This is a genomic window from Streptomyces lusitanus (assembly GCF_042647945.1).
Taxonomy (GTDB): domain Bacteria; phylum Actinomycetota; class Actinomycetes; order Streptomycetales; family Streptomycetaceae; genus Streptomyces; species Streptomyces pseudogriseolus.
This window is the reverse complement of record NZ_JBHRWL010000033.1, coordinates 19,427-43,504: the sequence shown is the minus strand read 5'-3', so window position 1 is coordinate 43,504 and position 24,078 is coordinate 19,427. Positions and strand designations below refer to the sequence as shown.

Annotated in this window: 24 protein-coding genes and 1 pseudogene; 15 read left to right on the top strand and 10 right to left on the bottom strand. The window is 72.4% G+C overall.

The window, feature by feature from the left end; genetic code table 11:
- Positions 1-2: 2 nt before the first annotated feature.
- Together ACFOSY_RS32030 and ACFOSY_RS32025 are read right to left on the bottom strand one after the other, a co-directional pair.
- Complete coding sequence (locus ACFOSY_RS32030) at positions 3-1,607, bottom strand: ABC transporter permease (RefSeq protein ID WP_394313757.1); 1,605 nt, start codon at positions 1,605-1,607, stop codon at positions 3-5.
- A complete protein-coding gene (locus ACFOSY_RS32025; RefSeq protein ID WP_394313755.1) occupies positions 1,604-2,500 on the bottom strand; it encodes an ABC transporter ATP-binding protein in 897 nt (298 codons plus the stop codon). The genes ACFOSY_RS32030 and ACFOSY_RS32025 overlap by 4 nt, the downstream gene beginning before the upstream one ends.
- A gap of 114 nt (positions 2,501-2,614) precedes the next feature.
- On the opposite strand from ACFOSY_RS32025, the gene ACFOSY_RS32020 reads away from it, so the two are divergent.
- Positions 2,615-3,112, top strand: a complete 498-nt coding sequence (locus tag ACFOSY_RS32020; RefSeq protein ID WP_394313752.1) for a GbsR/MarR family transcriptional regulator — start codon at positions 2,615-2,617, stop codon at positions 3,110-3,112.
- Between the two features lie 52 nt (positions 3,113-3,164).
- Positions 3,165-3,776: a Uma2 family endonuclease gene (locus ACFOSY_RS32015; RefSeq protein ID WP_394313750.1), complete on the top strand. Its 612-nt coding sequence runs from the start codon at positions 3,165-3,167 to the stop codon at positions 3,774-3,776.
- Between the two features lies 1 nt (position 3,777).
- On the opposite strand, the gene ACFOSY_RS32010 is transcribed toward ACFOSY_RS32015, so the two are convergent.
- Positions 3,778-4,650, bottom strand: coding sequence for a diacylglycerol kinase family protein (locus ACFOSY_RS32010; RefSeq protein ID WP_394313748.1), 873 nt, complete (start codon positions 4,648-4,650; stop codon positions 3,778-3,780).
- Between the two features lie 186 nt (positions 4,651-4,836).
- On the opposite strand from ACFOSY_RS32010, the gene ACFOSY_RS32005 reads away from it, so the two are divergent.
- Positions 4,837-6,120, top strand: a complete 1,284-nt coding sequence (locus ACFOSY_RS32005; protein ID WP_006135111.1) for an adenylosuccinate synthase — start codon at positions 4,837-4,839, stop codon at positions 6,118-6,120.
- Positions 6,121-6,231: 111 nt separating this feature from the next.
- Positions 6,232-6,522 (top strand): hypothetical protein, encoded by a 291-nt coding sequence (locus tag ACFOSY_RS32000; RefSeq protein ID WP_394313744.1) that lies wholly within the window; start codon positions 6,232-6,234, stop codon positions 6,520-6,522.
- Positions 6,523-6,525: 3 nt separating this feature from the next.
- Here ACFOSY_RS32000 and ACFOSY_RS31995 read toward each other — a convergent pair whose 3' ends face one another.
- The 3 genes from ACFOSY_RS31995 to ACFOSY_RS31985 form a co-directional block, all read right to left on the bottom strand.
- Positions 6,526-7,176 (bottom strand): hypothetical protein, encoded by a 651-nt coding sequence (locus ACFOSY_RS31995; RefSeq protein ID WP_394313741.1) that lies wholly within the window; start codon positions 7,174-7,176, stop codon positions 6,526-6,528.
- A 71-nt stretch (positions 7,177-7,247) separates the two neighbouring features.
- Positions 7,248-8,018 carry a GntR family transcriptional regulator gene (locus ACFOSY_RS31990; protein WP_394313739.1) on the bottom strand — a complete coding sequence of 257 codons (771 nt, stop codon included), beginning with the start codon at positions 8,016-8,018 and terminating at the stop codon, positions 7,248-7,250.
- 176 nt (positions 8,019-8,194) lie between these two features.
- Positions 8,195-9,550, bottom strand: coding sequence for an aspartate aminotransferase family protein (locus ACFOSY_RS31985; protein WP_394313737.1), 1,356 nt, complete (start codon positions 9,548-9,550; stop codon positions 8,195-8,197).
- 197 nt (positions 9,551-9,747) lie between these two features.
- Between ACFOSY_RS31985 and ACFOSY_RS31980 the strand changes: the two genes are divergently transcribed.
- The 4 genes from ACFOSY_RS31980 (at position 9,748) to ACFOSY_RS31965 (ending at position 14,711) form a co-directional block, all read left to right on the top strand.
- Positions 9,748-10,353, top strand: a complete 606-nt coding sequence (locus ACFOSY_RS31980) for a type 1 glutamine amidotransferase family protein (protein WP_394313735.1) — start codon at positions 9,748-9,750, stop codon at positions 10,351-10,353.
- Positions 10,350-10,820 carry a MarR family winged helix-turn-helix transcriptional regulator gene (locus ACFOSY_RS31975; RefSeq protein WP_394313733.1) on the top strand — a complete coding sequence of 157 codons (471 nt, stop codon included), beginning with the start codon at positions 10,350-10,352 and terminating at the stop codon, positions 10,818-10,820. Before ACFOSY_RS31980 ends, ACFOSY_RS31975 begins: the two co-directional genes overlap by 4 nt.
- Positions 10,821-10,906: 86 nt before the next feature.
- Positions 10,907-12,865, top strand: a complete 1,959-nt coding sequence (locus ACFOSY_RS31970; protein ID WP_394313731.1) for a serine/threonine-protein kinase — start codon at positions 10,907-10,909, stop codon at positions 12,863-12,865.
- 136 nt (positions 12,866-13,001) lie between these two features.
- A complete protein-coding gene (locus ACFOSY_RS31965) occupies positions 13,002-14,711 on the top strand; it encodes a substrate-binding domain-containing protein (protein ID WP_394313728.1) in 1,710 nt (569 codons plus the stop codon).
- Between the two features lie 288 nt (positions 14,712-14,999).
- Here the strand turns inward: ACFOSY_RS31965 and ACFOSY_RS31960 are convergent, their stop codons facing one another.
- Positions 15,000-15,707: an SLATT domain-containing protein gene (locus ACFOSY_RS31960; protein WP_394313725.1), complete on the bottom strand. Its 708-nt coding sequence runs from the start codon at positions 15,705-15,707 to the stop codon at positions 15,000-15,002.
- Positions 15,708-16,028: 321 nt separating this feature from the next.
- Between ACFOSY_RS31960 and ACFOSY_RS31955 the strand changes: the two genes are divergently transcribed.
- The 3 genes from ACFOSY_RS31955 (at position 16,029) to ACFOSY_RS31945 (ending at position 17,703) form a co-directional block, all read left to right on the top strand.
- Positions 16,029-16,370: a YbaB/EbfC family nucleoid-associated protein gene (locus ACFOSY_RS31955; protein WP_394313723.1), complete on the top strand. Its 342-nt coding sequence runs from the start codon at positions 16,029-16,031 to the stop codon at positions 16,368-16,370.
- Positions 16,371-16,451: 81 nt separating this feature from the next.
- On the top strand, positions 16,452-17,051 hold the full coding sequence (gene recR / locus ACFOSY_RS31950; RefSeq protein ID WP_031066804.1) for a recombination mediator RecR: 600 nt from the start codon (positions 16,452-16,454) through the stop codon (positions 17,049-17,051).
- Positions 17,044-17,703, top strand: coding sequence for a DUF5063 domain-containing protein (locus ACFOSY_RS31945; RefSeq protein ID WP_394313718.1), 660 nt, complete (start codon positions 17,044-17,046; stop codon positions 17,701-17,703). The genes recR and ACFOSY_RS31945 overlap by 8 nt, the downstream gene beginning before the upstream one ends.
- A gap of 33 nt (positions 17,704-17,736) precedes the next feature.
- Here the strand turns inward: ACFOSY_RS31945 and ACFOSY_RS31940 are convergent, their stop codons facing one another.
- Together ACFOSY_RS31940 and ACFOSY_RS31935 are read right to left on the bottom strand one after the other, a co-directional pair.
- On the bottom strand, positions 17,737-18,009 hold the full coding sequence (locus ACFOSY_RS31940) for a hypothetical protein (protein ID WP_394313716.1): 273 nt from the start codon (positions 18,007-18,009) through the stop codon (positions 17,737-17,739).
- A 97-nt stretch (positions 18,010-18,106) separates the two neighbouring features.
- On the bottom strand, positions 18,107-18,580 hold the full coding sequence (locus ACFOSY_RS31935) for a hypothetical protein (RefSeq protein WP_394313714.1): 474 nt from the start codon (positions 18,578-18,580) through the stop codon (positions 18,107-18,109).
- A gap of 590 nt (positions 18,581-19,170) precedes the next feature.
- On the opposite strand from ACFOSY_RS31935, the gene ACFOSY_RS31930 reads away from it, so the two are divergent.
- The 4 genes and pseudogenes from ACFOSY_RS31930 to ACFOSY_RS31915 all read left to right on the top strand — a co-directional run bounded on the left by ACFOSY_RS31930 (position 19,171) and on the right by ACFOSY_RS31915 (position 23,568).
- Positions 19,171-20,448 (top strand): aspartate kinase, encoded by a 1,278-nt coding sequence (locus ACFOSY_RS31930; protein WP_394313711.1) that lies wholly within the window; start codon positions 19,171-19,173, stop codon positions 20,446-20,448.
- The gene (locus tag ACFOSY_RS31925) at positions 20,448-21,524 is read left to right on the top strand and encodes an aspartate-semialdehyde dehydrogenase (protein WP_394313709.1); all 1,077 of its coding nucleotides are present in this window, start codon (positions 20,448-20,450) and stop codon (positions 21,522-21,524) included. Before ACFOSY_RS31930 ends, ACFOSY_RS31925 begins: the two co-directional genes overlap by 1 nt.
- A 398-nt stretch (positions 21,525-21,922) precedes the next feature.
- Positions 21,923-22,537 (top strand): annotated as a pseudogene (locus ACFOSY_RS31920) (SigE family RNA polymerase sigma factor); the annotation flags it as partial.
- A 77-nt stretch (positions 22,538-22,614) separates the two neighbouring features.
- Positions 22,615-23,568, top strand: coding sequence for a hypothetical protein (locus tag ACFOSY_RS31915; protein ID WP_394313708.1), 954 nt, complete (start codon positions 22,615-22,617; stop codon positions 23,566-23,568).
- Positions 23,569-23,578: 10 nt separating this feature from the next.
- On the opposite strand, the gene ACFOSY_RS31910 is transcribed toward ACFOSY_RS31915, so the two are convergent.
- Entirely contained in the window at positions 23,579-24,049 is a 471-nt protein-coding gene (locus ACFOSY_RS31910; RefSeq protein ID WP_394313706.1) for a hypothetical protein, read from the bottom strand.
- Positions 24,050-24,078: the final 29 nt, after the last annotated feature.

Genomic DNA, 24,078 nt, shown 5'->3' with positions numbered 1-24,078 from the left:
GGTCACGCCGTCATGTCCCTCCGCCGCAACCCGGCCAGCCCCGCCACCACCAGCCCTGCCGCGAGAGCCGTGAGGACCAGCACCGGGGGCCACTCCATGCCCCCGCCCGGCAGCTTCGGCAGATGACCGAAGGGGGACAGGTCCAGCACCGCCTGCGGCACATCCAGCGCCGGGCCGACCCAGCCGATCAGCAGCGCCGCACCGGCCACCCCCCACGCGCCCATGGCCGCCCCGGGCGCCACCCCGTACAGCAGCACCGCGACCCCGCCGATCACCCACACCGCCGGGATCTGCACCAGGCAGGCGCCGAGGATCGCCCCCGTCCGCTCGCCGTGGCCGAGCGCGAGACCCGCCCCCGCGAGCAGCATCAGCAGCGCCGACCCGCCGAACGCCACCATCAGGTGACCGGCCGCCCAGCGCAGCCGTCCGACCGCCCCCGCGAGCACCGGCTCCGCGCGGCCCGAGGTCTCCTCGCCGTGCAGCCGCAGCACCGACGCCACGACGTACAGCGCGGCCACCAGGCCCAGCATCCCGGCCATCGCCGCGAGGAACGCGTCCGTCAGCCCGGCCTCCCCGCCCATCCGCTGGAAGATCTCCCGGGCGCCCTCGTTGTCGCCGAGCAGGTCGGCCGCACCGTCCGCCATCCCGCCGTAGACCAGCCCCGCCAGCAGGAAGCCGATGCTCCAGCCGAGCACGGAGCCTCGTTGCAGCCGCCACGCCAGCGCCCCCGCGCCGCCCAGCCGCCCGGCGGCGGGTCCCGGGCGGCTCGGCAGGAAGCTCATGCCGAGGTCCCGGCGCCCGGCGAGCGCGTACGCCACCGCCCCCTGCACCAGCGCCGCGCCCGCGAGCAGCCCGAGCACCCACCACCGTTCCCCGGCGAACGCCCGCAGGTTCGTCAGCCAGCCGAGCGGGGACGCCCAGGTCAGCGCCGACGAACCGTCGTCCGTCGCCGAGTCGCCGGCCGCGCGCAGCACGAACGCGGCACCCAGCACCGCCGCCGTCAGCCCCCGGGCGAGCCGGGCGCTCTCCGTCAGCTGGGCCACGATCGCCGCCGTCGTCGCGAAGACCATGCCCACGCAGGCGATCCCGAGCCCGAACGCGAGCGCTCCCACCGCGCCCTGACCGGCCAGCCCCGCCGTCACCAGCAGCGCCAGCGCCCCGTTCGCGACGGCCGCCGCGAGCAGCGCCGCCGTCAGCGAGGCCCTGCGGCCCACCATCCCGGACGCCACCATCTCCTGACGCCCGCTCTCCTCCTCGTCGCGGGTGTGCCGGACGACGACCAGCAGACCGACCACGGCGGCCAGCGCGCCCGCGTACACCCCGACCCGCCAGGCGGTCAGCGCGCCGAGGGAGTCGCCGAAGACGGGGCCGACCATGGCGCGCAGGGAGCTGTTGGTGGCCATCTGGCCTACGAGGTCGGCGCGTTCGGCCGGGGTGCCGTACAGGCCCTTGAGCGTGCCTGGCATCGACAGCACCATCAGGGCGTTCACCCCGACCCAGAGCGGGATCATCACCCGGTCCCGGCGCAGCGCGAACCGCAGCAGGACGCCGGTGCCGGCGAGCTGCCGTGCGCTCGCGGGCCGTACGGCGAAGGAGGCGGCGCTCATCGGACGGTCACCTCGTCCTGGTAGTGCCGCAGGAACAGCTCCTCCAGCGTGGGCGGGGTGGAGGTGAGCGACCGTACGCCCGACTCGCTCAGCGAGCGCAGCACCGCGTCCAGCTTGTCGGTGTCGACCTGGAGCCGGATACGGCGGCCCTGGACGTCGAGGTCGTGCACGCCGGGCAGCCCGGCGAGCCCGTTGGGCGGGCCGGCGAGTTCGGCGCTGACGCTCGTCCGGGTCAGATGCCGCAGCTCGGCGAGCGAACCGCTCTCCACGGTGGCGCCCTTGCGGATGATGCTGACCCGGTCGCAGAGCTCCTCCACCTCGCTGAGGATGTGCGAGGACAGCAGCACGGTCCGCCCGCGCTCGCGCTCCTCGGCGACACAGCGCTGGAAGACCTCCTCCATCAGCGGGTCGAGCCCGGACGTCGGCTCGTCGAGGATCAGCAGGTCGACGTCGGAGGCGAACGCGGCGACCAGGGCGACCTTCTGCCGGTTGCCCTTGGAGTACGTGCGGCCCTTCTTCGTCGGGTCCAGCTCGAACCGCTCGATCAGCTCGGCCCGGCGCTGCGGGTCCAGGCCGCCGCGCAGCCTGCCGTACAGGTCGATGACCTCGCCCCCGGACAGGTTGCGCCACAGCGTCACGTCACCGGGGACGTAGGCGATCCGGCGGTGGATCTCCACGGCGTCCGTCCAGGGGTCCCGGCCGAAAACCTGGGCGGCGCCGGAGTCGGCGCGCAGCAGGCCGAGCAGGACACGGATGGTGGTGGACTTCCCGGAGCCGTTGGGCCCGAGGAAGCCGTGGACCTCGCCGGTCTCGACGGTCAGGTCGAGACCGGCCAGTGCGTGGGTCCGGCCGAACGACTTGTGCAGTCCGGACACGGTGATGGCCTTCGTCATGCTCCGGAACGTACGCTTCTTTCAGAAATTTGTGAAGTTAAGGAAGCGTATAAATCGACGGCTAGACTTGATCCACGACATCCACGGCGCCTGAGCAGGGGAGATGATCGGATCATGACGGAACCGAGCGGGACGGCACGGGACCCGGAGGCGGTCTCCCGGTTCGTCGAGCACTTCGCGGCGCAGCTGGTCGAGGCCGGGATGCAGCGCATGCCCTCCCGCGTCTTCGGCGCCCTCCTCGCCTCCGACGCCGGGGCGCTGACCTCCGCCGAACTGGCCGAACAGCTCCGGATCTCACCGGCCGCGGTGTCCGGCGCCGTGCGCTACCTGGCCCAGGTCCACATGGTGTCCCGCGAGCGGGAGCCCGGCTCGCGCCGCGAGCGCTACCGGGTCCACGGCGACCAGTGGTACGAGGCGCTCACCAACCGCGAGGCCGTCATCAAGCGCTGGGAGGACGCGCTGCGGGAAGGCGTCACCAGCCTGGGCGCGGACACCCCGGCGGGGCGCCGGCTGGCGGAGACGCTGGCCTTCTTCGAGTTCGTGGAGAAGGAGGTCGAGGCGATGATGGAGCGCTGGCGGGCCCATCGCGACGAGCGGTTCGGACAGGAGTAGTCGTTCAGTTACACTGAGTTGCGGCTGGTCCGTCACCGGGGGAGGGCGCATCATGACAGTCATGGCAGAGCGACCGACGACACACGGCACCGAGCCCCACAGCTTCGAGGACCTACTGAGGACACTCGACGAGCTGAACGTGCCCGACGGCTACAAGGCCGAGATCATCAGGGGGAACATCGTCGTGTCACCGTGGCAGAAGGCGTACTACCTCAGGGCCATGGATCTGATCTGCGACCGCGTGCGTCCATACCTGCCCGAAGGGCACCGGATCAGCGGGCTCCCGGCACTGTACGTGTTCCGCGAAGGGGAGCGTGCGTATGGTCCGGATGTTCACGCGGCACATGAGTCGGCGCGTGAGAGCACCAGCTACCACCTGGACGGTGAGGCTCTCTCCTTCGTCGCGGAGTTGACCTCGACATCGACGCGCAGTGCAGACCTGAACGACAAGGTGATGGTCTACGGCAAGGCGGGTGTCCCCGTCTATCTCCTCCTCAACATGCAACGTGAGGAGGCCACTGTCTACTCTGTCCCATCGCCCCAGGTCGGATACGAGAAAAGTCTCACCAAGCCGTTCGGTGAGAAGCTTTACATCCCTGACCCGTTCGGTTTCGCTCTCGACACCACCGGCTTCCATGCCCCCGAAGGGGCAGCCGAAAGCTGACCTACCGCGCCGGCATCGTCAGCCCCCACGCCCCCTCCCGCACCTCCCACGTCCGCGTCCGCACCGGCCCCGAGACGACCGCGTCCGCGCGATAGCGGAAGTGCGCGCCCGACACGGTCACCGTACGGCCCTCCGCCAGCAGCGGGGACGCCTCCGCGCCCACCGACACCGGCCGCACCTCGACCCGAGCCGTCCCCGGCACGCCGGGCATCACCGAGACGCCCTCCACCGGCTGCCCCAGGTCGACCAGCGTCTCCCCGTCGACCTCCACCCGCAGCCGCGCCGGCCCCGACCCGGGGACGTCGGCCGTCCCCGGCGGCCGGGCCGGCACCAGCGTCCGCACCAGCGAGCGGCATGTCCGCAGCCACGGGCGCCCCCCGTCACCGCCCGCCTCCCGCAGCCGCGCCGTGCGCCCGAGCGGCGGGATCCGCAGCGCGCCGAGCACCACCCCGTCGCTGTCGTCCACCAGCAGGTCCATGCGCCGCTCCGCCCCGTCCAGCACGGCCCGCGCCGCCGCCACCGCCCCCGTGGGCACCCCCAGTGCCCGGGCGAGGGAGACGGCGCCGCCCACCGGCACCAGCGACAGCACGCACCCGGCCAGCTCCCGCTGCCGGTGCAGCAGCGTCACCGCCCGCACCAGGGCCCGGTCGTCGCCGATCACCACCGGGCGGCGTGAGCCGCGCCGCGCCAGCGCCCGCGCGAACTCCTCCGGATCGTCCGGCAGGCACACCTTCATCCCCGCCGCACCCGCGTTGAGCACGTCCTTCGCGATCCGGACCGATTCGCCGTCCGCCCGCCGGGCGACCGGATCGATGACCACCAGGAGCTGATCGGACGTCGCGGAAGAAGTCCCGGATGTCGCCACCTCGGCCATGCCTCGCTTCCTCGGGTAGCATCTTTGTGCAAGAGCCCCTTTGCGCTATTGCGCCAGGGGCTTCGTCTATTCCGGGGCATCCGGTCCGACGGTTGGCGGCCAACGGTGGTCGCGGTGCACGCGGCGGAGATCCTCCGTGTGCGCCCCTGACCTTGGACATGCCCCGCCCGGAAGGGGTGTACGCGCGTGCCCGCACTTGTGCTGCTCGGTGCTCAGTGGGGTGACGAAGGCAAGGGAAAGGCGACGGACCTGCTCGGTGGTTCCGTCGACTATGTGGTGCGCTACCAGGGCGGCAACAACGCCGGCCACACGGTGGTCGTGGGCGACCAGAAGTACGCCCTGCACCTGCTCCCTTCCGGGATTCTCTCCCCCGGCTGCACGCCGGTCATCGGCAACGGCGTCGTCGTCGACCCGTCGGTCCTGCTCTCCGAGCTGAGCGGTCTGAACGAGCGCGGCGTCGACACGTCCAAGCTCCTGATCAGCGGCAACGCGCACATCATCACGCCGTACAACGTGACGGTGGACAAGGTGACCGAGCGTTTCCTCGGCAAGCGGAAGATCGGCACGACCGGCCGCGGCATCGGCCCGACCTACGCCGACAAGATCAACCGCGTCGGCATCCGCGTCCAGGACCTGTACGACGAGTCGATCCTCACCCAGAAGGTCGAAGCGGCCCTCGACGTCAAGAACCAGATGCTCACCAAGCTCTACAACCGCCGCGCGATCGCGGTCGACCAGGTGGTCGAGGAGCTGCTGGGCTACGCCGACAAGCTCGCCCCGTACGTCGCCGACACCGTGCTGGTGCTGAACGAGGCGCTGGAGCAGGACAAGGTGGTCCTCTTCGAGGGCGGCCAGGGCACCCTGCTCGACATCGACCACGGCACGTACCCCTTCGTCACCTCCTCCAACCCGACCGCGGGCGGCGCCTGCACGGGCGCGGGCGTGGGCCCGACGAAGATCAGCCGGGTCATCGGCATCCTCAAGGCGTACACCACCCGCGTCGGCGCCGGACCGTTCCCGACGGAGCTGTTCGACGAGGACGGCGAGGCGCTGCGCCGCATCGGCGGCGAGCGGGGCGTCACCACCGGCCGTGACCGCCGCTGCGGCTGGTTCGACGCGGTCATCGCCCGCTACGCCACCCGCGTCAACGGCCTCACCGACTTCTTCCTCACCAAGCTCGACGTCCTCACCGGCTGGGAGCAGATTCCGGTGTGCGTGGCGTACGAGATCGACGGCAAGCGGGTCGAGGAGCTGCCGTACTCGCAGACGGACTTCCACCACGCGAAGCCGGTCTACGAGATGCTGCCGGGCTGGAGCGAGGACATCAGCAAGGCGAAGACCTTCTCCGATCTGCCGAAGAACGCCCAGGCGTACGTGAAGGCCCTGGAGGAGATGTCCGGCGCCCCGATCTCCGCGATCGGCGTGGGCCCGGGCCGCACGGAGACGATCGAGATCAACTCGTTCCTGTAGGCCACACCTCAGGACAGCCGCCCTGTGCACCGGCGCCCGCGCGGGCGCCGGTGCACAGGCATAGCCTGAAGGTGTCCCTCCACGTGCGTCGACCAGAAGAAGGTGAGTGCGATGCGCGTGATGATCAAGGCGATGCTGGACACGGAGAAGGCGAACGAGGTCCTGCGCAGCGGGAAGATGCCCGCGCTGATGAAGGAGACCGTGGAGCGGCTGCACCCCGAGGCCGCCTACTTCGGGCCGTTCGGCGGCCGGCGGACCTGTCTGCTGGTCCTCGACCTCCAGGACAGCTCGCAGGTCGCGGCCACGGCCGACCCCCTCTTCTCGCAGTTCGACGCCGAGGTCGAGATGACCCCGGTGATGACCATGGAGGACCTGGAGAAGGGGCTCTCCCAGGTGCGGTGACGCTCAGCTGAAGACGATCATCGACCCTTGCGCCAGGCTCCGCGTCGCCGCCGCGTGCAGACCGAGCCAGACGTGGCGTTCGCGGGCGAAGGGGCTGGGGTCGTACGGCGCGGGGCCGGCCGGCTCCTCCAGCTCGGTCGGGGCCTGCGGCGGCTCGGGCGGGGCCGGCGGGTTCGCCGGGTCGATGCCGATCGACGGGGCGACCAGCTCCAGTTCGCGCAGCAGCGCGTGCGAGGAGCCCAACGGGCCGCCCCCGGCGAGGAGTTCGTCGCTGGACAGCGGGCTCGGGAAGTCCACCGGCACGTACGCGCCCGCGTGGTCGTAGTGCCACACCAGGTGCGACTGCTGGGCCGTCGCCTCGAACATCTCCAGCAACTGCTCGTAGTCACCGCCCAGTTCGTCCACCGGGGTGACCGGAAGGCCGCACACCTGGAGCAGGTACACGCGCCGCAGGAAGTGCAGGGCGTCGTAGTCGAACCCGGCGACCGGCGCGACGTCCCCGGTCAGTCCCGGCATGTACTGGTACACCGGCACCGGCGGCAGTCCCGCGTCGGCGAGCACCGTGTTGTACTGCGCGAGTTCCTCGGCGAAGGGGTTGTCGGGCGTGTGGCACAACACGTCGACGAGCGGTACCAGCCACAGGTCACAGGCCAAAAGAGGACTCCTCGCATCGCGCGGTCGTCGGGTGGGACGTCCGGGTCCGGGAAGACGGTTCGGGACAGGGGTCAGGGAAGCGTATCGGCGTCCCGGGCGGGCGGATCCTCCTGTGCGGGCCGTCGTACAGGTCCCTTACCCGCCGGCTCGGGCGTCAGCCCCTCGACGAGGGACAGGGAGTACGCGGTGTACGCGTCGAGGATGGCCCGCGCGGCGGCGGCGTCGCCCGCGGTGAGGGCGTCCACCAGCTCGGTGTGACGCGCCCACAGCCGGCCCCGCGGGTCGGGCAGCCGGCGCAGGTGCTGCACCACGTACACCCACATCTGCACCCGCAGCCGGTGCAGGAAGTCCGTGAGGTACGGATTGCCGAACGCGGACGCCAGCTCCTTCCAGAACCGCAGGTCGTAGCCGATCAGCACGGTGACCTCGCCGGCCAGGGCCGCGCGCCGGGCCTCCTCGCCGCGCCGGCGCACCCCGGCGAGATGCGCCGCCAGCCGGGGCTCGTCGGGCCGCAGATGCGGGGTGTCGCCGTGGGTGAGCGCGTGGAACATGCCCTCGGTGACCAGGCTGCGCGCCTCGATCATGCCGCGGAAGTCGTCGGCGGAGTACTCGTGCACCCGGAAGCCCCGGTGCTGGTCGGCGTCCAGCAGCCCCTGCGCCGACAGGTCGACCAGCGCCTCGCGGACGGGCGTCGCGGAGACCCCGTACTGGTCGGCGATCTCCTTGACGGTGAACTCCTGCCCCGGCTGGAGCCGCCCGGCCAGCACCTCGTCGCGGAGCGCGTCGGCGATCTGCTGCCGCAGGGTGCTGCGGGTCACGGCGACGGTGCCGGGGCGGGACATGGTCGGGGCGTCTCCCTCATCGCGTTCGAGTGGCGTGCTCGCAAAAGTCCACGGGCACGCCACCTTACGCGGTCCGGAGGCGACGCCGGATGTTCGAACGGGCGCGGGGCGGAGACCCGCCACGCGCCCGTCCGGGACCGGTCACCCGACCGGTGAGGACCGCCCCGCCCCGCCGGTCACCTCACGTACTCGTCGGCCACCGACAGAGCCGCGTCCAGGGCCGCCAGGCCCTCCTTCAGCTCGGCCTCGCTCGTGTTGAGCGGCGGCACCACATGGGTGCGGTTCATGTTCACGAACGGCCAGATCCCGGCCTTCTTCGCGGCGGCGGCGAACGCGGCCATCGGGGCGTTCGCCTCGCCGGACGCGTTGTACGGCACCAGCGGCTCCCGGGTCTCCCGGTCGCGCACCAGCTCCACCGCCCAGAACATGCCGGTGCCGCGCACCTCGCCCACGCTCGGGTGGCGCTCGGCCAGCTCCCGCAGCCCGGGTCCGACGACGGACGCGCCGAGGGCGGCCGCGTTCTCGACGACGCCCTCCTCCTCCATCACGTTGATCGTCGCGACGGCGGCGGCGCAGGCCAGCGGGTGCCCGGAGTAGGTCAGGCCGCCCGGGTAGGGGCGGGTGGCGAAGGTGGCGGCGATCTCCGCGGAGATGGCGACGCCGCCCAGCGGCACATAGCCGGAGTTCACGCCCTTGGCGAAGGTCATCAGGTCCGGCACGACGTCGTACAGGTCGGCCGCGAACCAGGTGCCCGTCCGGCCGAACCCGGCCATCACCTCGTCGAGGACGAGGACGATCCCGTGCTTGTCGCACAGCTCGCGGACGCCGGCGAGATAGCCGGGCGGGGGCGGCATGATGCCGGCCGTGCCCGGGATGGTCTCCAGGATGACCGCGGCGATCGTCGAGGGCCCCTCGAAGGCGATCGTCGTCTCCAGGTGCTCCAGCGCCCGCGCGCACTCCTGCTCCTCGGTCTCGGCGTAGAAGCGCGAGCGGTACAGGAACGGCGCCCAGAAGTGCACGACCCCGGCGGTGCCGCTGTCGGAGGCCCAGCGGCGCGGGTCGCCGGTGACGTTCACGGCCTGCTGGGTGCCGCCGTGGTACGAGCGGTACGCGGAGAGCACCTTCGGACGGCCGGTGTGCAGCCGGGCCATGCGCAGGGCGTGCTCCACGGCGTCGGCGCCGCCGTTGGTGAAGAAGATCTTGTCCAGGTCGCCGGGGGTGCGCCCGGCGATCAGCCGCGCCGCCTCCGAGCGCGCCTCGACGGCGAAGGCGGGCGCGAACGTCGTCATACGCGCCGCCTGCTCCTGGATCGCGGCGACGACCTTGGGGTGCTGGTAGCCGATGTTGGTGTAGACGAGGCCGCTGGTGAAGTCCAGGTAGCGGCGGCCGTCGTAGTCCCAGAAGTACGACCCCTCCGCCCCGGCGACGGCGAGCGGGTCGATGAGCTCCTGCGCGGACCAGGAGTGGAACACGTGCGCACGGTCGGCGGCCTTGACGGCGGCGCCGGCCTCGGGATCGGGCTGAGGGGTCATGCGCCCGAGGGTAGGCGGGGCCGGCGGGCGGGCGACATCGGCGGCCTGTCTGCGGACGGGAGCTTTCCGCGACAAGGTGTCGACAGGAGCGCTCGATCAGGAGCGTGGGTCAAGGGCGCGGGTCGGGGGCAGTAGACAGGACGCTGTCATCGTGACAAGATGCTGTCATCTGCTGGCGTACCCCTCAGGGAGCGGTCATGACCCGCAAGCCCGTGCATCTCGCCCTCTACGACACCTTCGCCGACTGGGAGACCGGTCACGCCACCGCGCACCTCGCCCGCGCCGGCTACGCGGTACGGACGGTCACCCCGGCCGGGGAGCCCGTCACCGGCATCGGCGGACTCCGCGTCCTGTCCGACCTCGCGCTCGACGAGCTGCGGCCCGAGGACAGCGCGCTGCTGATCCTCCCCGGCGCCGACCGCTGGGACGAGGGCGACGACCTCGCCCCCTTCGCCCGCACCGCCCGCGCCTTCCTCGACGCCGGTGTGCCCGTCGCCGCGATCTGCGGCGCCACCGCCGGACTGGCCAGGGAAGGGCTGCTCGACACCCGCGCGCACACCAGCGCCGCCCCCTTCTACCTCGCCGCGACCGGCTACGCGGGCGGCGACCGGTACGTCGAGGCCGACGCGGTCACCGACGGCGGTCTCGTCACCGCCGGGCCGACCGAGCCCGTCGCCTTCGCCCGCGAGATCTTCCGGCTGCTCGGCGTCCACGACGACACGGTGAACGACGCCTGGTACCGGCTGTTCCACGACTCGGACCCCGAGGCGTACGCCGTCTACGCGCAGGCCACGGCGCGGTGAGCCGGGAAGAACAGGACCTGCTCAGCCGGGGCGCGCTCGGCGCCTTCCGGCTGAACGGCCAGTTCCTCGCGGTCGCCGAGGAGCTGGCCCGGCCCGCCGGGCTCACCGCCGCCTGGTGGCAGGTGCTCGGCGCGGTCCTCGGCGAGCCGCTGCCGGTCTCCGGGATCGCCAGGGCCATGGGCATCACCCGGCAGAGCGTGCAGCGCGTCGCCGACCTGCTGGTGGAGCGCTCACTCGCCGGGTACCGGCCCAACCCGGCCCACCGCCGCGCCAAACTCCTCGCCCCCACGCAGGAGGGCCGCGCGGCGATCAGCCGCATCGACCCCGGCCACGCGGCCTTCGCGCAGCGGCTGGCACAGGCGTACGAAGCGGCGTACGGGGAGGCGGAACTCGCCCGCGCGGTGGAGGCGCTGGAACGCCTGTCCACGGTGCTGGACACGCTCGGACCGCCTGTTACGGAACCGTAGACAACGCCCGGCGCACCGGGTACCGGGCCGCCACTATCCTCGATCCGTTGCTCACTGCGGGGGTGCGGGGGGAAGGCGGCGCGGCGATGGACCAGCTCGGAATCGGGGATCCGCAGACGATCGGCGGCTACCGCCTGCTCGCACGGCTGGGCGCCGGCGGCATGGGGCAGGTCTACCTCGCCCGCTCCGACCGGGGACGCACCGTGGCCGTGAAGCTGGTCCGCGAGGAGCTGGCCCGGCAGGAGGAGTTCCGCGCCCGCTTCCGCCAGGAGGTGCGGGCCGCCCGGCAGGTCGGCGGGCACTGGACCGCGCCCGTGCTGGACGCCGACACCGAGGCGGCCGTGCCCTGGGTGGCCACCGGGTACGTCGCCGGGCCGAGCCTCCAGCAGGTCGTCGGGCACGACCACGGGGCGCTGCCCGAGCGCTCGGTGCGCATCCTCGCCGCCGGTCTCGCGCACGCCCTGAAGGACATCCACGCGGCCGGGATCATCCACCGCGACCTCAAGCCGTCCAACGTGCTCGTCACCATCGACGGGCCGCGCGTCATCGACTTCGGCATCGCCCGCGCCCTGGAGACCGTGACCGACGGCGGGCTCACCCGCACCGGCGCGCTCGTCGGCTCGCCCGGCTTCATGGCGCCCGAGCAGGTGCGCGGCGACCGCATCACGCCCGCGTGCGACGTGTTCTGCCTCGGCTCGGTGCTGGCCTACGCGGCGACCGGCGCGCTGCCGTTCGGCGCCGCCAACAGCGGGGTGCACGCGCTGATGTTCCGCATCGCGCAGGAGGAGCCCGACCTGACGCAGGTGCCCGAGGGGCTCGCCGACCTGGTGCGGGAGTGCCTGCGCAAGGATCCGGCCGCGCGGCCCTCGCTCGACGAGGTGCTGGCCCGCACGGGCGCGGAGGACACGGTCGCCGACGGCCGCTCCCGCGACCCGTGGCTGCCGGGCGCGCTGGTCGCCCAGCTGGGGCGGCACGCGGTACGGCTCCTCGACGCGGAGGACCCGCAGGCGTCGCCAGGTTCCGGGGCGCCGGGGGCCGGCGCGCCGGGGGCTGGGGAGCCGGGCGCGTCTGCGGACTCCGTGGGCGCCGATCCCGCGCCGCCCGAGCAGCACGCGCGCGCCGCCGACGACGGCGCCGTCCCGCCTCCGGACGCGCCCGCCCCGCCCCCGCCGGGCCCGCCCGGCGTCAACCACCTGCCCACCGTCGTCGTCGGCCAGGGCGGCGAGCCGGCCCCGCCACCCGCACCGGCGCCGGGCGCGGGCGCGTACGGGGCGGGCGCGTACGGCGGAGGCGCGTACGGCGGGGACGCCTACGGCCCAGGCGCCCACGGGCATCCCCAGCAGCACCCGCAGCCGCCCGCGTACGGCTACCCGTACGGCGGCCACGGCGCGAACGGCACCCCGCCGTACGGCCCGCCGCCCTTCCCCGCGCAGCCGCAGCCGTACGGCCCCCCGCAGCAGCCGCGCCGCGACAACCGCTCGACCGCGCTGCTCGTGGTGATCGCGCTGGTCGTGGCGCTCGCCGCGGGCGGCAGCGTGTACGCGCTGATGAGCGGCGCCCGGGGCGACGACCGCGCCGGCGGCGACCCGTCGACGCCCGCCGCGCCCAGCACGCCGCAGAACACGAGCGAGGGGGGCACCGCCGACGACGCGCCGCCCGCGCAGTCCAGCCCTCCGACCAGTGACGCGCCCGAGGACGGGACGGTCCCGGCGGAGTTCCTGGGCAGCTGGTCCGGCTCCATCGACAACGACAGCGGCTCGCACAGCCGCCGCCTCACCGTGCAGCAGGGCGAGGTCGGCGACACCGTGATGTCCCTGGTCGCCGACGGCCCCGCCGGCAGCGGCACCTACCACTGCGTCTTCGAGGCACGCCTCACCGGAACCTCCGGCGGCCGTCTCCAGCTCGGCCCGTCCAGCGTCACCACCGGCGAACCGCGCAGCGCCTGCACCCCCGGCGCCGCCAGCGAGATCACCCTCCTCCCCGACGGCTCCCTGCGCCGCGTGAGCGACGGCACCGGCGAGCAGCTGACGTACACCCGCGACTGAACGGCCGCCCCGCGCCGGGTGGTTGAACGTTCGGCGAACCCCGGTGAACTTACGGGGACGCGCACCGCCGCAGCCCCCGTGCGGCCGTACGGTGACCACCTCGGCGGACGGGCGGGTCGGTTGCGGGGGCGGCGCGATGGAGTGGCTGAGCGCGGAGAACCTGGTGGCCGTGGCGACGGCCCTCCTCGGCATCGTCGCCTCGGCCGTCATGGTCTGGTACGAGCGGCGGGTGCCGCGCCGCAGACGCATCGGCTACCGCGTCCAGCTGGACGCCCCGATCGGCGACGACGGCCGGTCGGGCCGCCCGGTCAACCGCAGGGTCGGCTGGTTCGACACGGCGGCGGGCATGACGGACGCGAGCATGGTGCTGCTGCGCATCGAGAACGACGGCTGGGAGAGCATCGGCCGCGAGCACTACCAGAACCCGGGCACGCACGGCATGACCGTGGAGTTCGAGGGGCGCACCATCCTCGGGGTGTCGGTCACCCAGCCGACCGCGACCAGCCATCTCGTCGAGCACTTCACCGCCGAGCGGGGCTTCGGCTACCAGGGCGGCACCCTCCACCTGCCGCGCGTGCCCCTCAACCGGGGCGCCTACTTCAAGCTGCTGGTGCTGCTCTCCGGCGGCGGCGTGAACGACGGCATCGAGCTGCGCTGCGACCTCAGCGACGGCGAGGTGCACCGCAACCGCAGCGCCACCCCGGACGAGAAGGCCCCGCTGTTCAGCCGGGCGGCCCGGCTGATCACCATCACCCTCACGCTGTGCGTGGTGGCGCTCGCGGTGATCGTCGTCGCCCAGGACGACTCCCCGCCGCCCATCGGCTGCGAGGGCGGCACCCTCACCCTCACCGGCTCGACCGCGTTCGCGCCCGTGCTGCGGGAGGTGGCCGAGGCGTACGAGGAGGACTGCGCGGCGGACGACCCGCGCATCGAGGTCGACGCGCACGGCTCGACCTCGGGCATCCGGCGGCTGCTCACGGCGGGCGCGGAGACCGGTCACGGCTCGCCGCCCCTGATCGCCCTGTCGGACGGCCCCAAGCCCGCCGGGACGCCGGAACTGCGGGAGAACCGGATCGCGGTGTCGGTCTTCGCGCTGGTGGTGCACGAGGGCGTGGACCTGCGCGGGCTGACCACGGCGGACGTACGGCGCCTGTACCGGGGTGAGATCACGAACTGGAAGCAGCTGGGCGGCCCCGACCTGCCGGTCACCCTGGTCAGCCGGGACGCCAACTCCGGCACCCGGCAGGTGTTCCAGCGGCGCGTGCTGGGGCGGGGCGAGATCGCCAACTCCTCCGTCGACTGCGTCCACAAGGACGACCCGACCGCCCCGGTCGTCCGCTGCGAGCTCGGCTCCACGGAGGAGGTGCTGAAGACGGTCGCCGCCGTGCGCGGCGCGGTCGGCTACAGCGAGCTGAATCTCGCGACCCGGGCGGAGGGGGTGCGCCGGCTGGACCTGGACGGGCATCCGGCGTCCCTCGACGCCATCGAGTCCGGCACGAGCGCGTACCCGTACCAGGAGATCGAGTACGCCTACACGTACGGCCGCCCGCCCCGGGACTCCCTGACGTCCAGCTTCCTGACCTACCTGGCCCGAGGACTCGGCCAGGACGTCATCCGCACCCAGAACCACGTCCCGTGCGCAACCCCGGCGGGAACGAGGCTGTGCGCCCCGGCCGCGGGCAGCCCTCCAGCGGGCCTGCGCCTCACCCCGTACGGCCACTGGGGTGCCAACAACTGTTGTACGCCGGGTGCGGGCGACGTCGTGGCTGGTCGCGCAGTTCCCCGCGCCCCTGAGGGGCGCGCCGCCGTCTGCGGGCAGTCGTGCCGCTGGGGCGGCACCCTCTAGCGGGCCTGCGCCTCACTCCCGTACGGCTACTGGGGTGCCAGTGCCTGTTGCACGCCGGGTGCGGGTACGTCGTGGTTGATCGCGCAGTTCCCCGCGCCCCTGGGGGCGCGTCCAGCCTGCGGGCAGTCGTGCCGCTGGGGCGGCACGGGTGGGCGCGGGCGGCACCCCTCCAGCGGGCCCGCGCCGCACCCCTGTACGGCTACTGGGGTGCCGGTACCTGTTGTACGCCGGGTGCGGGCACGTCGTGGCTGGGCGCGCAGTTCCCCGCGCCCCTGGGGGGGGGCACCCTCACCGCGCCTCCGGCGGCCGCTGTCGCGGCATGTTCGGCCGCGCCCCGTTCGGCGCAGCCGAGAACCGCCCCGCCGACACGGCCGACTCCGACCGCCCCGCCCCGCCGTGCGCCCCCCGCACCCCCAACGGCACACCCCCGCCCCCGCCCCGGAACTCCAGCATCCAGTCCGCCGTCTCCACCCGTACCAGCTCCGTCACGTCCTCCGTGAACCGCCGCAGCACCCCCAGACACCGCTCCGCCGCCTCACTCGCCGTGCCCTCCGCAGGCCCCAGCACCTCCCGCACGCACTCCGACGCCCAGTCGAACTGGAACGCCTGGAGCCGCCGCTGCACCGCCTGCGCGGTCGCCACGTCCCGCATCCACCCGGACGTCATCCCGAAGAACCGGTCGCCCGCCACGCACGCCACGGCGAGCAGCAGCGCCAGATACCCCCAGGGCGTGACGCCGTCCGCCGCCCCGGTCAGGTCCAGCAGCGGCAGCGCGGCCCCGGCCAGCGCGCCCACCGCGGTGCCGGCCCGCAGCGCCCACGCGCACCGCCGCTTCCACACCCGGTCCTCGAGGTACCACACGGCGGTGTCCAGCGCGCCGCGCTCCACCCACCGGTACAGCTCGTCCAGCCGCGCGGCAGGCTCGCCCCAGTCCCCGAGCGGGAACGCCCGCCCGTCGTGAGGCCGGCCTTCGGGCTGCATCTCCGGCTGACCCACCCGGTATCTCCCCTCCTGAAGCGACCTGACCGACCGCGCGCGCACGCACCGTGCGCGGTCGGCCGGTCACGCGTGGTGCTCGCGCGCCGGGCCCTTCCTACCGCCCAACGGGTGGGCGCGTCGGGGGTTCGCGCGCTTTTACGCCCGGAAGGGGGCCGTGATCAGGTATAGGGCCTCCGAGGGGACTCACCCGAAAGAGTGCCGGGGCGACGGCCGTCCCGAGCACGTAGGCTCGTGCCGAGCGGTGCGACCGTCGCACCGCCCGGACCGACACGCAGCGACCCGACGTACCGACCCGACGCAGCGACCTAGGAGCGAATCGTGATCCCCGGTGGTGGCCAGCCCAACATGCAGCAGCTGCTCCAGCAGGCCCAGAAGATGCAGCAGGACCTGGCCAAGGCCCAGGAGGAACTGGCGCGCACGGAGGTCGAGGGCCAGGCGGGCGGCGGTCTGGTGCGGGCCACCGTCACCGGCTCCGGCGAGCTGCGGGCGCTGAGGATCGACCCGAAGGCGGTGGACCCTGAGGACACCGAGACCCTCGCGGACCTGGTCGTCGCGGCGGTCCAGGCGGCGAACGAGAACGCGCAGACGCTCCAGCAGCAGAAGCTCGGCCCGCTGGCCCAGGGCCTCGGCGGGGGCGGCATCCCGGGCCTGCCCTTCTAGGCGAAGCCGCCAGGGCTTCTGTGCGGGGCCGCGGGCCTCTACCGTACGTAGTGAAGGAACATCAGGAAGGACGGCAGTCCGTTGTACGAAGGCGTGGTCCAGGACCTCATCGACGAGCTGGGGCGGCTGCCCGGCGTCGGTCCCAAGAGCGCGCAGCGGATCGCCTTCCACATCCTTCAGGCGGAACCGGCGGACGTACGGCGTCTGGCGCAGGCGCTGACGGAGGTCAAGGCGAAGGTCCGCTTCTGCGCGGTGTGCGGGAACGTCGCGCAGGAGGAGCGGTGCGGCATCTGCCGCGACACCCGGCGCGACCCGGCGGTCATCTGCGTCGTGGAGGAGCCCAAGGACGTCGTCGCGATCGAGCGCACGCGTGAGTTCCGCGGCCGCTACCACGTCCTCGGCGGCGCGATCAGCCCGATCGACGGGGTGGGCCCCGACGATCTGCGCATACGGGAACTTCTCGCGCGGTTGGCCGACGGGACGGTCACGGAGCTGATCCTGGCCACGGACCCGAATCTGGAAGGCGAGGCCACGGCCACGTACCTCGCCCGCATGATCAAGCCCATGGGCCTGAAGGTCACCCGCCTGGCCAGCGGCCTCCCGGTGGGCGGCGACCTGGAATACGCGGACGAGGTCACGCTCGGCCGCGCCTTCGAGGGGAGACGACTCCTAGATGTCTGACGCCACGCTGCACGCGACCGAGCAGAACCCGGACGACTTCGCGGTCCAGATCGCCGACCAGATCGAGAGTTTCCTGGTCGCCGTCACGGAGGTCGCGAAGGGCGACGAGCCGGACTCGGCGGTGCCCTTCCTGCTGCTCGAGGTCTCCCAGCTGCTCCTGGCCGGGGGCCGCCTCGGCGCCCACGAGGACATCGTCCCCGAGGAGCGCTACGAGCCGGACATGGGCCCGGAGCCGGACGTGGACGAGCTGCGCGAGAACCTGGCGCGGCTGCTCGACCCGATCGACGTCTACTCCGAGGTCTTCGACCCCTACGAGCCGCGCAAGGCCCCGGTCCCGGCCCGTATCTCCGACGACCTCACCGACGTCATCACCGACCTGCGCCACGGCATGGCCCACTACAAGGCGGGCCGCACGTCGGAGGCGCTGTGGTGGTGGCAGTTCTCCTACTTCTCCAACTGGGGCTCGACGGCGTCGGCGGCCCTGCGCGCCCTCCAGTCGGTCGTCGCCCACGTCCGCCTGAACCAGCCCCTCGCCGAGCTCGACGGGCTCGACACCGACCAGGGCATGGGCGACGAGACCCTCGAGGTCGAGGCCGGCAAGGTCATGGCCGAGGAGATCGGCACCCCGCTGGGCGTGCGCCCGGTCACCTGACGGACCCGGCGCGCCGACGGGAGGGCGGAGGGCTCAGCCCCAGGGGAACCCTTCGTTGATGCCGAACAGCACAGTCATCAGCGCCAGCAGCCCCAGCGGGACGACGACGAACGCCGCTTCCGGGCGTTCCCGTCTGACCGCGTGCCAGAGCAGAGCGACGACGGGCCCGGAGAGCCCCGCGCCCATCAGCGCCCAGCCCGCGTCACCGCTGCCGACGACGTTGAACGCCACGAACGCCGCCAGGACGAACAGCGCGGGTGAGGCCCAGAGGTGCCGCAGGGCGCGCGGCGCTTCGGAGTTGGCCATGGACGTGTTTCCTTCCGCGTGAGGATCCGGCGTGCCGGAACCGCGTCCGCGTCGGTTCCGGCACACCACACCCGCGTGCGCGACGAGTCGCGGTCCCTCAGAGGAGGCTGCGGATGTACGAGTACAGCTGGTACTGCGCCTCGGCGCCGGCCGCGACCCAGGCGATGCGCACCGGGTGGTACCAGGGCAGGCCGTCCATGTACGAACGGAACTTGCCCCAGTTCGACTTGGCGGCCTTGACCGCGCCGTTGTAGACCTTGCCGCCGTGCTTCTTCAGCAGCTTGTACAGGGCCTTGGCGGCGGCGCCCACGGCGCCGCGCGCCTGCACGTCGGTGGCGGTGCCGTTCGCCACGGCGCGCAGCGAGGCGGTGTCGCCGGCCGTCAGCTGGGCCGACACCGTCGGGTTGGCGAGGACGGCGCGGGCGTCGGCCGCGGACAGCGTCACCTGGGACGAGGCCGCCGGACGAGCGGACGCGGTGGCCTGGGACGCCTGCGCCAGGCTCGCGCCGGCGCCGACGGTCACGGCGGCCACGGCCGAAACGGCGGCGAGGCGCAGCGTATTGCGGGTCATGTACGATCTCCCTTGTGTTCAATCACAAGGGGAGGAAGCCCAAAAGGGCGACCTGGACTGGCGTGGAAACCGAAATGGTCCCCCCGCGGACTTTCTCCCCCGATTAATTCCCCCGGACCGTCGCATCGACCGGCGATGAGGGTCCGCGCGCCTCAACTGGGCTGGTCAGGCCCGGTGATCGGCGCCGCAGGAACATAACACGATGGATGATCATTCCGCCACTGTCCGGTTTTGCACGCAGTCCGCGACGCGGAATTGGTTCGATTTTGAATTCAACGAGTCAATGACCGTGACCGTGTATTCCCGTGCGGCCGCACGGCCGATTCCGTGAGCTTTCGAGTCGAGGGGCGAGTCGTCACCCCCCGGCCGGACACCGGCCGAGGGTCTCGTCGACCCGGCCCGCGTGTGACGCAGGGCACTTTCCGAGTGGCTCGCGTCGGGTTGGGCATGAGCCCCCTGCGAGGGCGCCGGGAGTCTCACCATGCGATATCGCGAAGGGTGGATTTTCGGACGCCGATAGACTGAGCGGACCGCAGTGCACACATATGTGGGCGGACTGTGGACAACGACGGACTGAGCGAGGAGCGCACGTGGGCCTTGTCGTGCAGAAGTACGGAGGCTCCTCCGTAGCCGATGCCGAAGGCATCAAGCGCGTCGCCAAGCGGATCGTGGAAGCCAAGAAGAACGGCCACCAGGTGGTCGCCGTGGTTTCCGCGATGGGCGACACGACGGACGAGCTGATCGATCTCGCCGAGCAGGTTTCCCCGATCCCTGCCGGCCGCGAGCTCGACATGCTGCTGACCGCCGGAGAGCGGATCTCCATGGCCCTGCTGGCCATGGCGATCAAGAACCTGGGCCACAACGCCCAGAGCTTCACCGGCAGCCAGGCAGGTGTCATCACCGACTCCGTCCACAACAAGGCCCGCATCATCGATGTCACGCCGGGCCGCATCCAGGCCTCGGTGGACGAGGGCAACATCGCCATCGTCGCCGGGTTCCAGGGCGTCAGCCAGGACACCAAGGACATCACCACGCTCGGCCGCGGCGGCTCCGACACCACCGCCGTCGCCCTCGCCGCGGCGCTGGACGCCGAGGTGTGCGAGATCTACACGGACGTCGACGGCGTGTTCACCGCCGACCCGCGCGTGGTGAAGAAGGCCAGGAAGATCGACTGGATCTCGTTCGAGGACATGCTCGAACTGGCCGCCTCCGGCTCCAAGGTGCTGCTCCACCGCTGCGTGGAGTACGCCCGCCGGTACGACATCCCGATCCACGTCCGCTCGTCCTTCAGCGGACTTCAGGGCACGTGGGTCAGCAGCGACCCGATCGAGCAAGGGGACAAGCAGGTGGAGCAGGCTCTCATCTCCGGTGTCGCACACGACACCTCCGAGGCCAAGATCACGGTCGTCGGCGTGCCCGACAAGCCCGGCGAGGCCGCGTCGATCTTCCGCACCATCGCGGACGCGGAGATCAACATCGACATGGTCGTGCAGAACGTCTCCGCCGCGTCCACCGGCCTGACGGACATCTCCTTCACCCTGCCGAAGTCCGAGGGCCGCAAGGCCATCGACGCCCTGGAGAAGAACAAGGGCGCCATCGGCTTCGACTCCCTGCGCTACGACGACCAGATCGGCAAGATCTCCCTGGTCGGCGCCGGTATGAAGACCAACCCCGGGGTCACCGCCGACTTCTTCACCGCGCTCAGCGACGCCGGCGTGAACATCGAGCTGATCTCGACCTCCGAGATCCGCATCTCGGTCGTCACCCGCAAGGACGACGTGCCGGAGGCCGTGCGCGCCGTGCACACCGCCTTCGGTCTCGACTCCGACAGCGACGAGGCCGTGGTCTACGGAGGCACCGGCCGCTGATGACCGGTACCGCCGGACCCGGACGTTCCGGGCGGCCGACGCTCGCGGTCGTGGGAGCGACCGGGGCGGTCGGCACGGTCATGCTCCAGATCCTGTCCCAGCGCGCGGACGTCTGGGGCGAGATCAGGCTTGTCGCCTCCCCGCGCTCGGCCGGCCGCAAGCTGGCCGTGCGCGGCGAGGAGGTCGAGGTGATGGCGCTCACCGAGGAGGCCTTCGACGGGGTCGACGTCGCCATGTTCGACGTGCCCGACGAGGTCTCCGCCGAGTGGGCGCCCGTCGCCGCCGCGCGCGGCGCGGTCGTCGTCGACAACTCCGGCGCCTTCCGCATGGACCCGGACGTCCCCCTGGTCGTCCCCGAGGTCAACCGGCACGCCGTACGCAACCGCCCGCGCGGCATCGTCGCCAACCCGAACTGCACCACCCTGTCGATGATCGTCGCGCTGGGCGCGCTGCACGCCGAGTTCGGCCTGCGCGAGCTGGTCGTCTCGTCGTACCAGGCGGTCAGCGGCGCCGGTCAGGCCGGCGTGCGGACGCTGCGCGAGCAGCTGTCGCTGGTGGCCGGCACGGAGCTGGGGACCAACCCCGGCGACGTACGGCGGGCCGTGGGCGACAACACGGGGCCGTTCCCGGAGCCAGTCGCGCTGAACGTCGTGCCGTGGGCCGGCTCGCTGCGCGAGGACGGCTGGTCGTCCGAGGAGATGAAGGTGCGGGACGAGTCCCGCAAGATCCTCGGCCTGCCCGCCCTCCCGGTCGCCGTCACCTGCGTGCGCGTCCCCGTGGTCACCGTGCACTCCCTCACCGTGCACGCCCGCTTCGAGGGCGAGGTCACCGTCGACAAGGCGCGTGAGATCCTCGCGACCGCCCCCGGCGTCGTCCTCTTCGACAACCCGGCCGCCGGGGAGTTCCCGACCCCCGCCGACGTCGTCGGCACCGACCCCACCTGGGTGGGCCGGGTGCGCCGGGCCCTGGACGACCCCACGGCGCTGGAGCTGTTCGTGTGCGGGGACAACCTGCGCAAGGGCGCCGCGCTGAACACCGCGCAGATCGCCGAGCTGGTGGCGGCGGAGCGCGGCTGAAAGGTCTGGATCATCGAGCATTCATTTGTAGGATCTGTGAGGGACTTGTGAGGCGGACCCGTCGGTCCGAACCACTTGAACATGCAACTTCCTGGGCCGAGGATTGCAGACGAGGTTTCACCTCCCCGCCAGCCGCAACCGAGCGGAGGGCGGGGAGCGTCTTTGCGGTCACCCTCTCCGGGGCGTGGGGACGCTGCTTCCCAGACGTGGGGACGTCTGGAGCCGGGCGTGGGGACGTCCGTTCATAGGAAACACAGGGGAAGAGCGGGACGCATGAGGGCATTCGAGGTGCTGTCGGTGGTGCTGCCTGACGCGGGTGGGCGGTGGACGGCACCGGTCGGCGCACACGTGACGCCCGGCACGTACAACCCTTACGGGGAGAAGCGTGTCCAACTGGCGTGGCAGAGGTTCTCGACTTCACAGCGCCCCGCGGCACGGCTCTCCGGCCGCCCCGCGGCACGCTCCGGCCCCGCGTGGCCGGTGCGTCCGGTGGCATGCCGGTGATCGCGCCCATGCCCGCAGCGCGTCCCGCCCGCATCCCCGGTCAGCGCGACAGCGCCGACGACACGGTGGCGGCCGGCACCACCGTCGACCACCTCACCGAGACCTACCGCGCGCACTACCGCTCGCTGCTGGGACTCGCGGCGCTCCTCCTCGACGACACGGCCTCCTGCGAGGACGTCGTCCAGGAGGCGTTCATCCGCGTCCACTCCGCCCGCAAACGCGTCCGCGACCCGGAGAAGACCCTGGCCTACCTGCGCCAGACGGTCGTCAACCTGTCCCGTTCCGCGCTGCGCCGCCGCATCCTCGGCCTGAAGCTGCTGTCCAAGCCGATGCCCGACATGGCGAGCGCGGAGGAGGGCGCCTACGACCAGCTCGAACGCGACTCCCTGATCAAGGCGATGAAGAACCTCCAGCGCCGCCAGCGCGAGGTGCTGGTGCTGCGCTACTTCGCCGACATGACGGAGGCGCAGGTCGCCGAGACGCTCGGCATCTCGCTCGGCTCGGTCAAGGTGACGAACAGAGCCCCGAAGGGCTCGACTCGGACGAGCTGCATCTGCGCACCCTCCTGCACCAGGCCGTCCAGGACGTGGAGCCGAGCGACGGCACCCTGGACTACCTGCGCCGGGCGGTCCCCGCCCGCCGCGCGCGCAAACGCCAGGCACTCGTCGGCGCGGCGGCGGCCGCGCTCTTCCTCGGCACGGCCGTCCCCGCGGTGGTGCACGTCTCCGCCACCTCCGGCTCGGACGCGAACCCCTCGGCCGTCGGCCACGCCTCGGAGGCTCAGGGCGGCACCGGTCAGGGCAAGGACCCCGGCAGAGGCGAGACCACCGCAGGCGGCGCCTCGAACGAGGTCGGCGGCGACGAGAAGGACCCCGCCAAGGAGGGCGACAAGGCCGGCCAGAGCAGCGGCACGAGCACAGGCGCCTCCGAGGGCGGCGAACCCTCGGCCGGCGTCACGGCGGACGCTCCCGCCTGTACCGCCGCCCAGCTCGGCCCGGCCATCGCGACCAGCGCCGCCCCGGACACGGCGGGCGCGGTCTACGGCTCCTTCCGGGTCACCAACGTCTCCGGCGCGAGCTGCGTCGTCGACAACGCGGGCACCGTGAGCGTGACCCCGCAGGGCACGGCCGACGCGGCGAAGATCGGCACGGCCCGGCATGTCGCGGGCGACGCGGCGGCGGCCCTGCCCGACCCCTCGCTCGAGGCGGCGACCGTGGTCCTGGAGCCGGGCGGCGCGTACGAGGTGCAGTTCGCCTGGGTGCCCTCGGAGACCTGTCCGGTCCCCGGGGACACCACGGGCGGCGGCACCGGCGGCCCCTCGGCGGACCCGACCCCGACCGAGGAGCCGACGAACACGACCGGCGCGTCCACGGGAACCGGCACCGGCACGACGACGCAGATGCTGCGCCAGGACGGCGGTACCGAGGGCAGCGTGGAGGTGACCTACACGGCGGCCACCGGCTCCGGCTCGGCCACCGCGACGGTCACCAACGCCTGCGCGGGAACCGTCTACTGGACGGGCCTGCTGGCCCAGGTCTAGGGCCTGAGGGTCACACCGCGAGGAACGAGCAGGCGGTCCTGTCGACCCAGCGGTGCGAGCCTATGGAGTTGTTGACGGAGCCGAAGGTGCTGTCCCCGAGCCAGTAGTCGTCCCTGAGATCCCGGACGAACCCCTCGGCGCGGGTGAGACAGATGTGGAAGTTGCTGTCGCCTCCCGTCCCCAGGAAGAACTTCACCTCCGAGTAGTTCCCCTTGTTGACGAGGGAACTGGCGCGGCCCTTGTCGCTGCCGCGGAAGGAGCCGGCGCTGTCGCCCCAGTTCAGGTCGTTGCCCTTGGCCATCCCGAGATAGCCGTCGCAGTTGACCTTGTCGTAGGCGGACATGTAGCCGCTGACGGCGTTCTCGTAGTCGTCCCAGCAGGTCCCCGGGGTCTCGGCCGAGGCGGTGGGCGCCAGGCCGAGGACCGCGACGCCGGTCAGGGCGGCCACGGCGGCAGCCGAACCGAACTTGTGCTTGCGCATGCCGAATCTCCTCTTCAACAGGTGTGTGT

Excerpts from the sequence above, each read along its gene's own strand:
- ACFOSY_RS32010 (WP_394313748.1), bottom strand. The coding sequence starts at position 4,650 with ATGGCCGAGGTGGCGACATCCGGGACTTCTTCCGCGACGTCCGATCAG.
- ACFOSY_RS31970 (WP_394313731.1), top strand. The coding sequence starts at position 10,907 with ATGGACCAGCTCGGAATCGGGGATCCGCAGACGATCGGCGGCTACCGC.
- ACFOSY_RS31940 (WP_394313716.1), bottom strand. The coding sequence starts at position 18,009 with ATGGCCAACTCCGAAGCGCCGCGCGCCCTGCGGCACCTCTGGGCCTCA.
- ACFOSY_RS31990 (WP_394313739.1), bottom strand. The coding sequence starts at position 8,018 with ATGTCCCGCCCCGGCACCGTCGCCGTGACCCGCAGCACCCTGCGGCAG.
- ACFOSY_RS31965 (WP_394313728.1), top strand. The coding sequence starts at position 13,002 with ATGGAGTGGCTGAGCGCGGAGAACCTGGTGGCCGTGGCGACGGCCCTC.
- ACFOSY_RS32000 (WP_394313744.1), top strand. The coding sequence starts at position 6,232 with ATGCGCGTGATGATCAAGGCGATGCTGGACACGGAGAAGGCGAACGAG.
- ACFOSY_RS32030 (WP_394313757.1), bottom strand. The coding sequence starts at position 1,607 with ATGAGCGCCGCCTCCTTCGCCGTACGGCCCGCGAGCGCACGGCAGCTC.
- ACFOSY_RS31945 (WP_394313718.1), top strand. The coding sequence starts at position 17,044 with ATGTCTGACGCCACGCTGCACGCGACCGAGCAGAACCCGGACGACTTC.
- ACFOSY_RS31985 (WP_394313737.1), bottom strand. The coding sequence starts at position 9,550 with ATGACCCCTCAGCCCGATCCCGAGGCCGGCGCCGCCGTCAAGGCCGCC.
- ACFOSY_RS31910 (WP_394313706.1), bottom strand. The coding sequence starts at position 24,049 with ATGCGCAAGCACAAGTTCGGTTCGGCTGCCGCCGTGGCCGCCCTGACC.
- ACFOSY_RS31925 (WP_394313709.1), top strand. The coding sequence starts at position 20,448 with ATGACCGGTACCGCCGGACCCGGACGTTCCGGGCGGCCGACGCTCGCG.
- ACFOSY_RS32025 (WP_394313755.1), bottom strand. The coding sequence starts at position 2,500 with ATGACGAAGGCCATCACCGTGTCCGGACTGCACAAGTCGTTCGGCCGG.
- ACFOSY_RS32015 (WP_394313750.1), top strand. The coding sequence starts at position 3,165 with ATGACAGTCATGGCAGAGCGACCGACGACACACGGCACCGAGCCCCAC.
- ACFOSY_RS31980 (WP_394313735.1), top strand. The coding sequence starts at position 9,748 with ATGACCCGCAAGCCCGTGCATCTCGCCCTCTACGACACCTTCGCCGAC.
- ACFOSY_RS32020 (WP_394313752.1), top strand. The coding sequence starts at position 2,615 with ATGACGGAACCGAGCGGGACGGCACGGGACCCGGAGGCGGTCTCCCGG.
- ACFOSY_RS31935 (WP_394313714.1), bottom strand. The coding sequence starts at position 18,580 with ATGACCCGCAATACGCTGCGCCTCGCCGCCGTTTCGGCCGTGGCCGCC.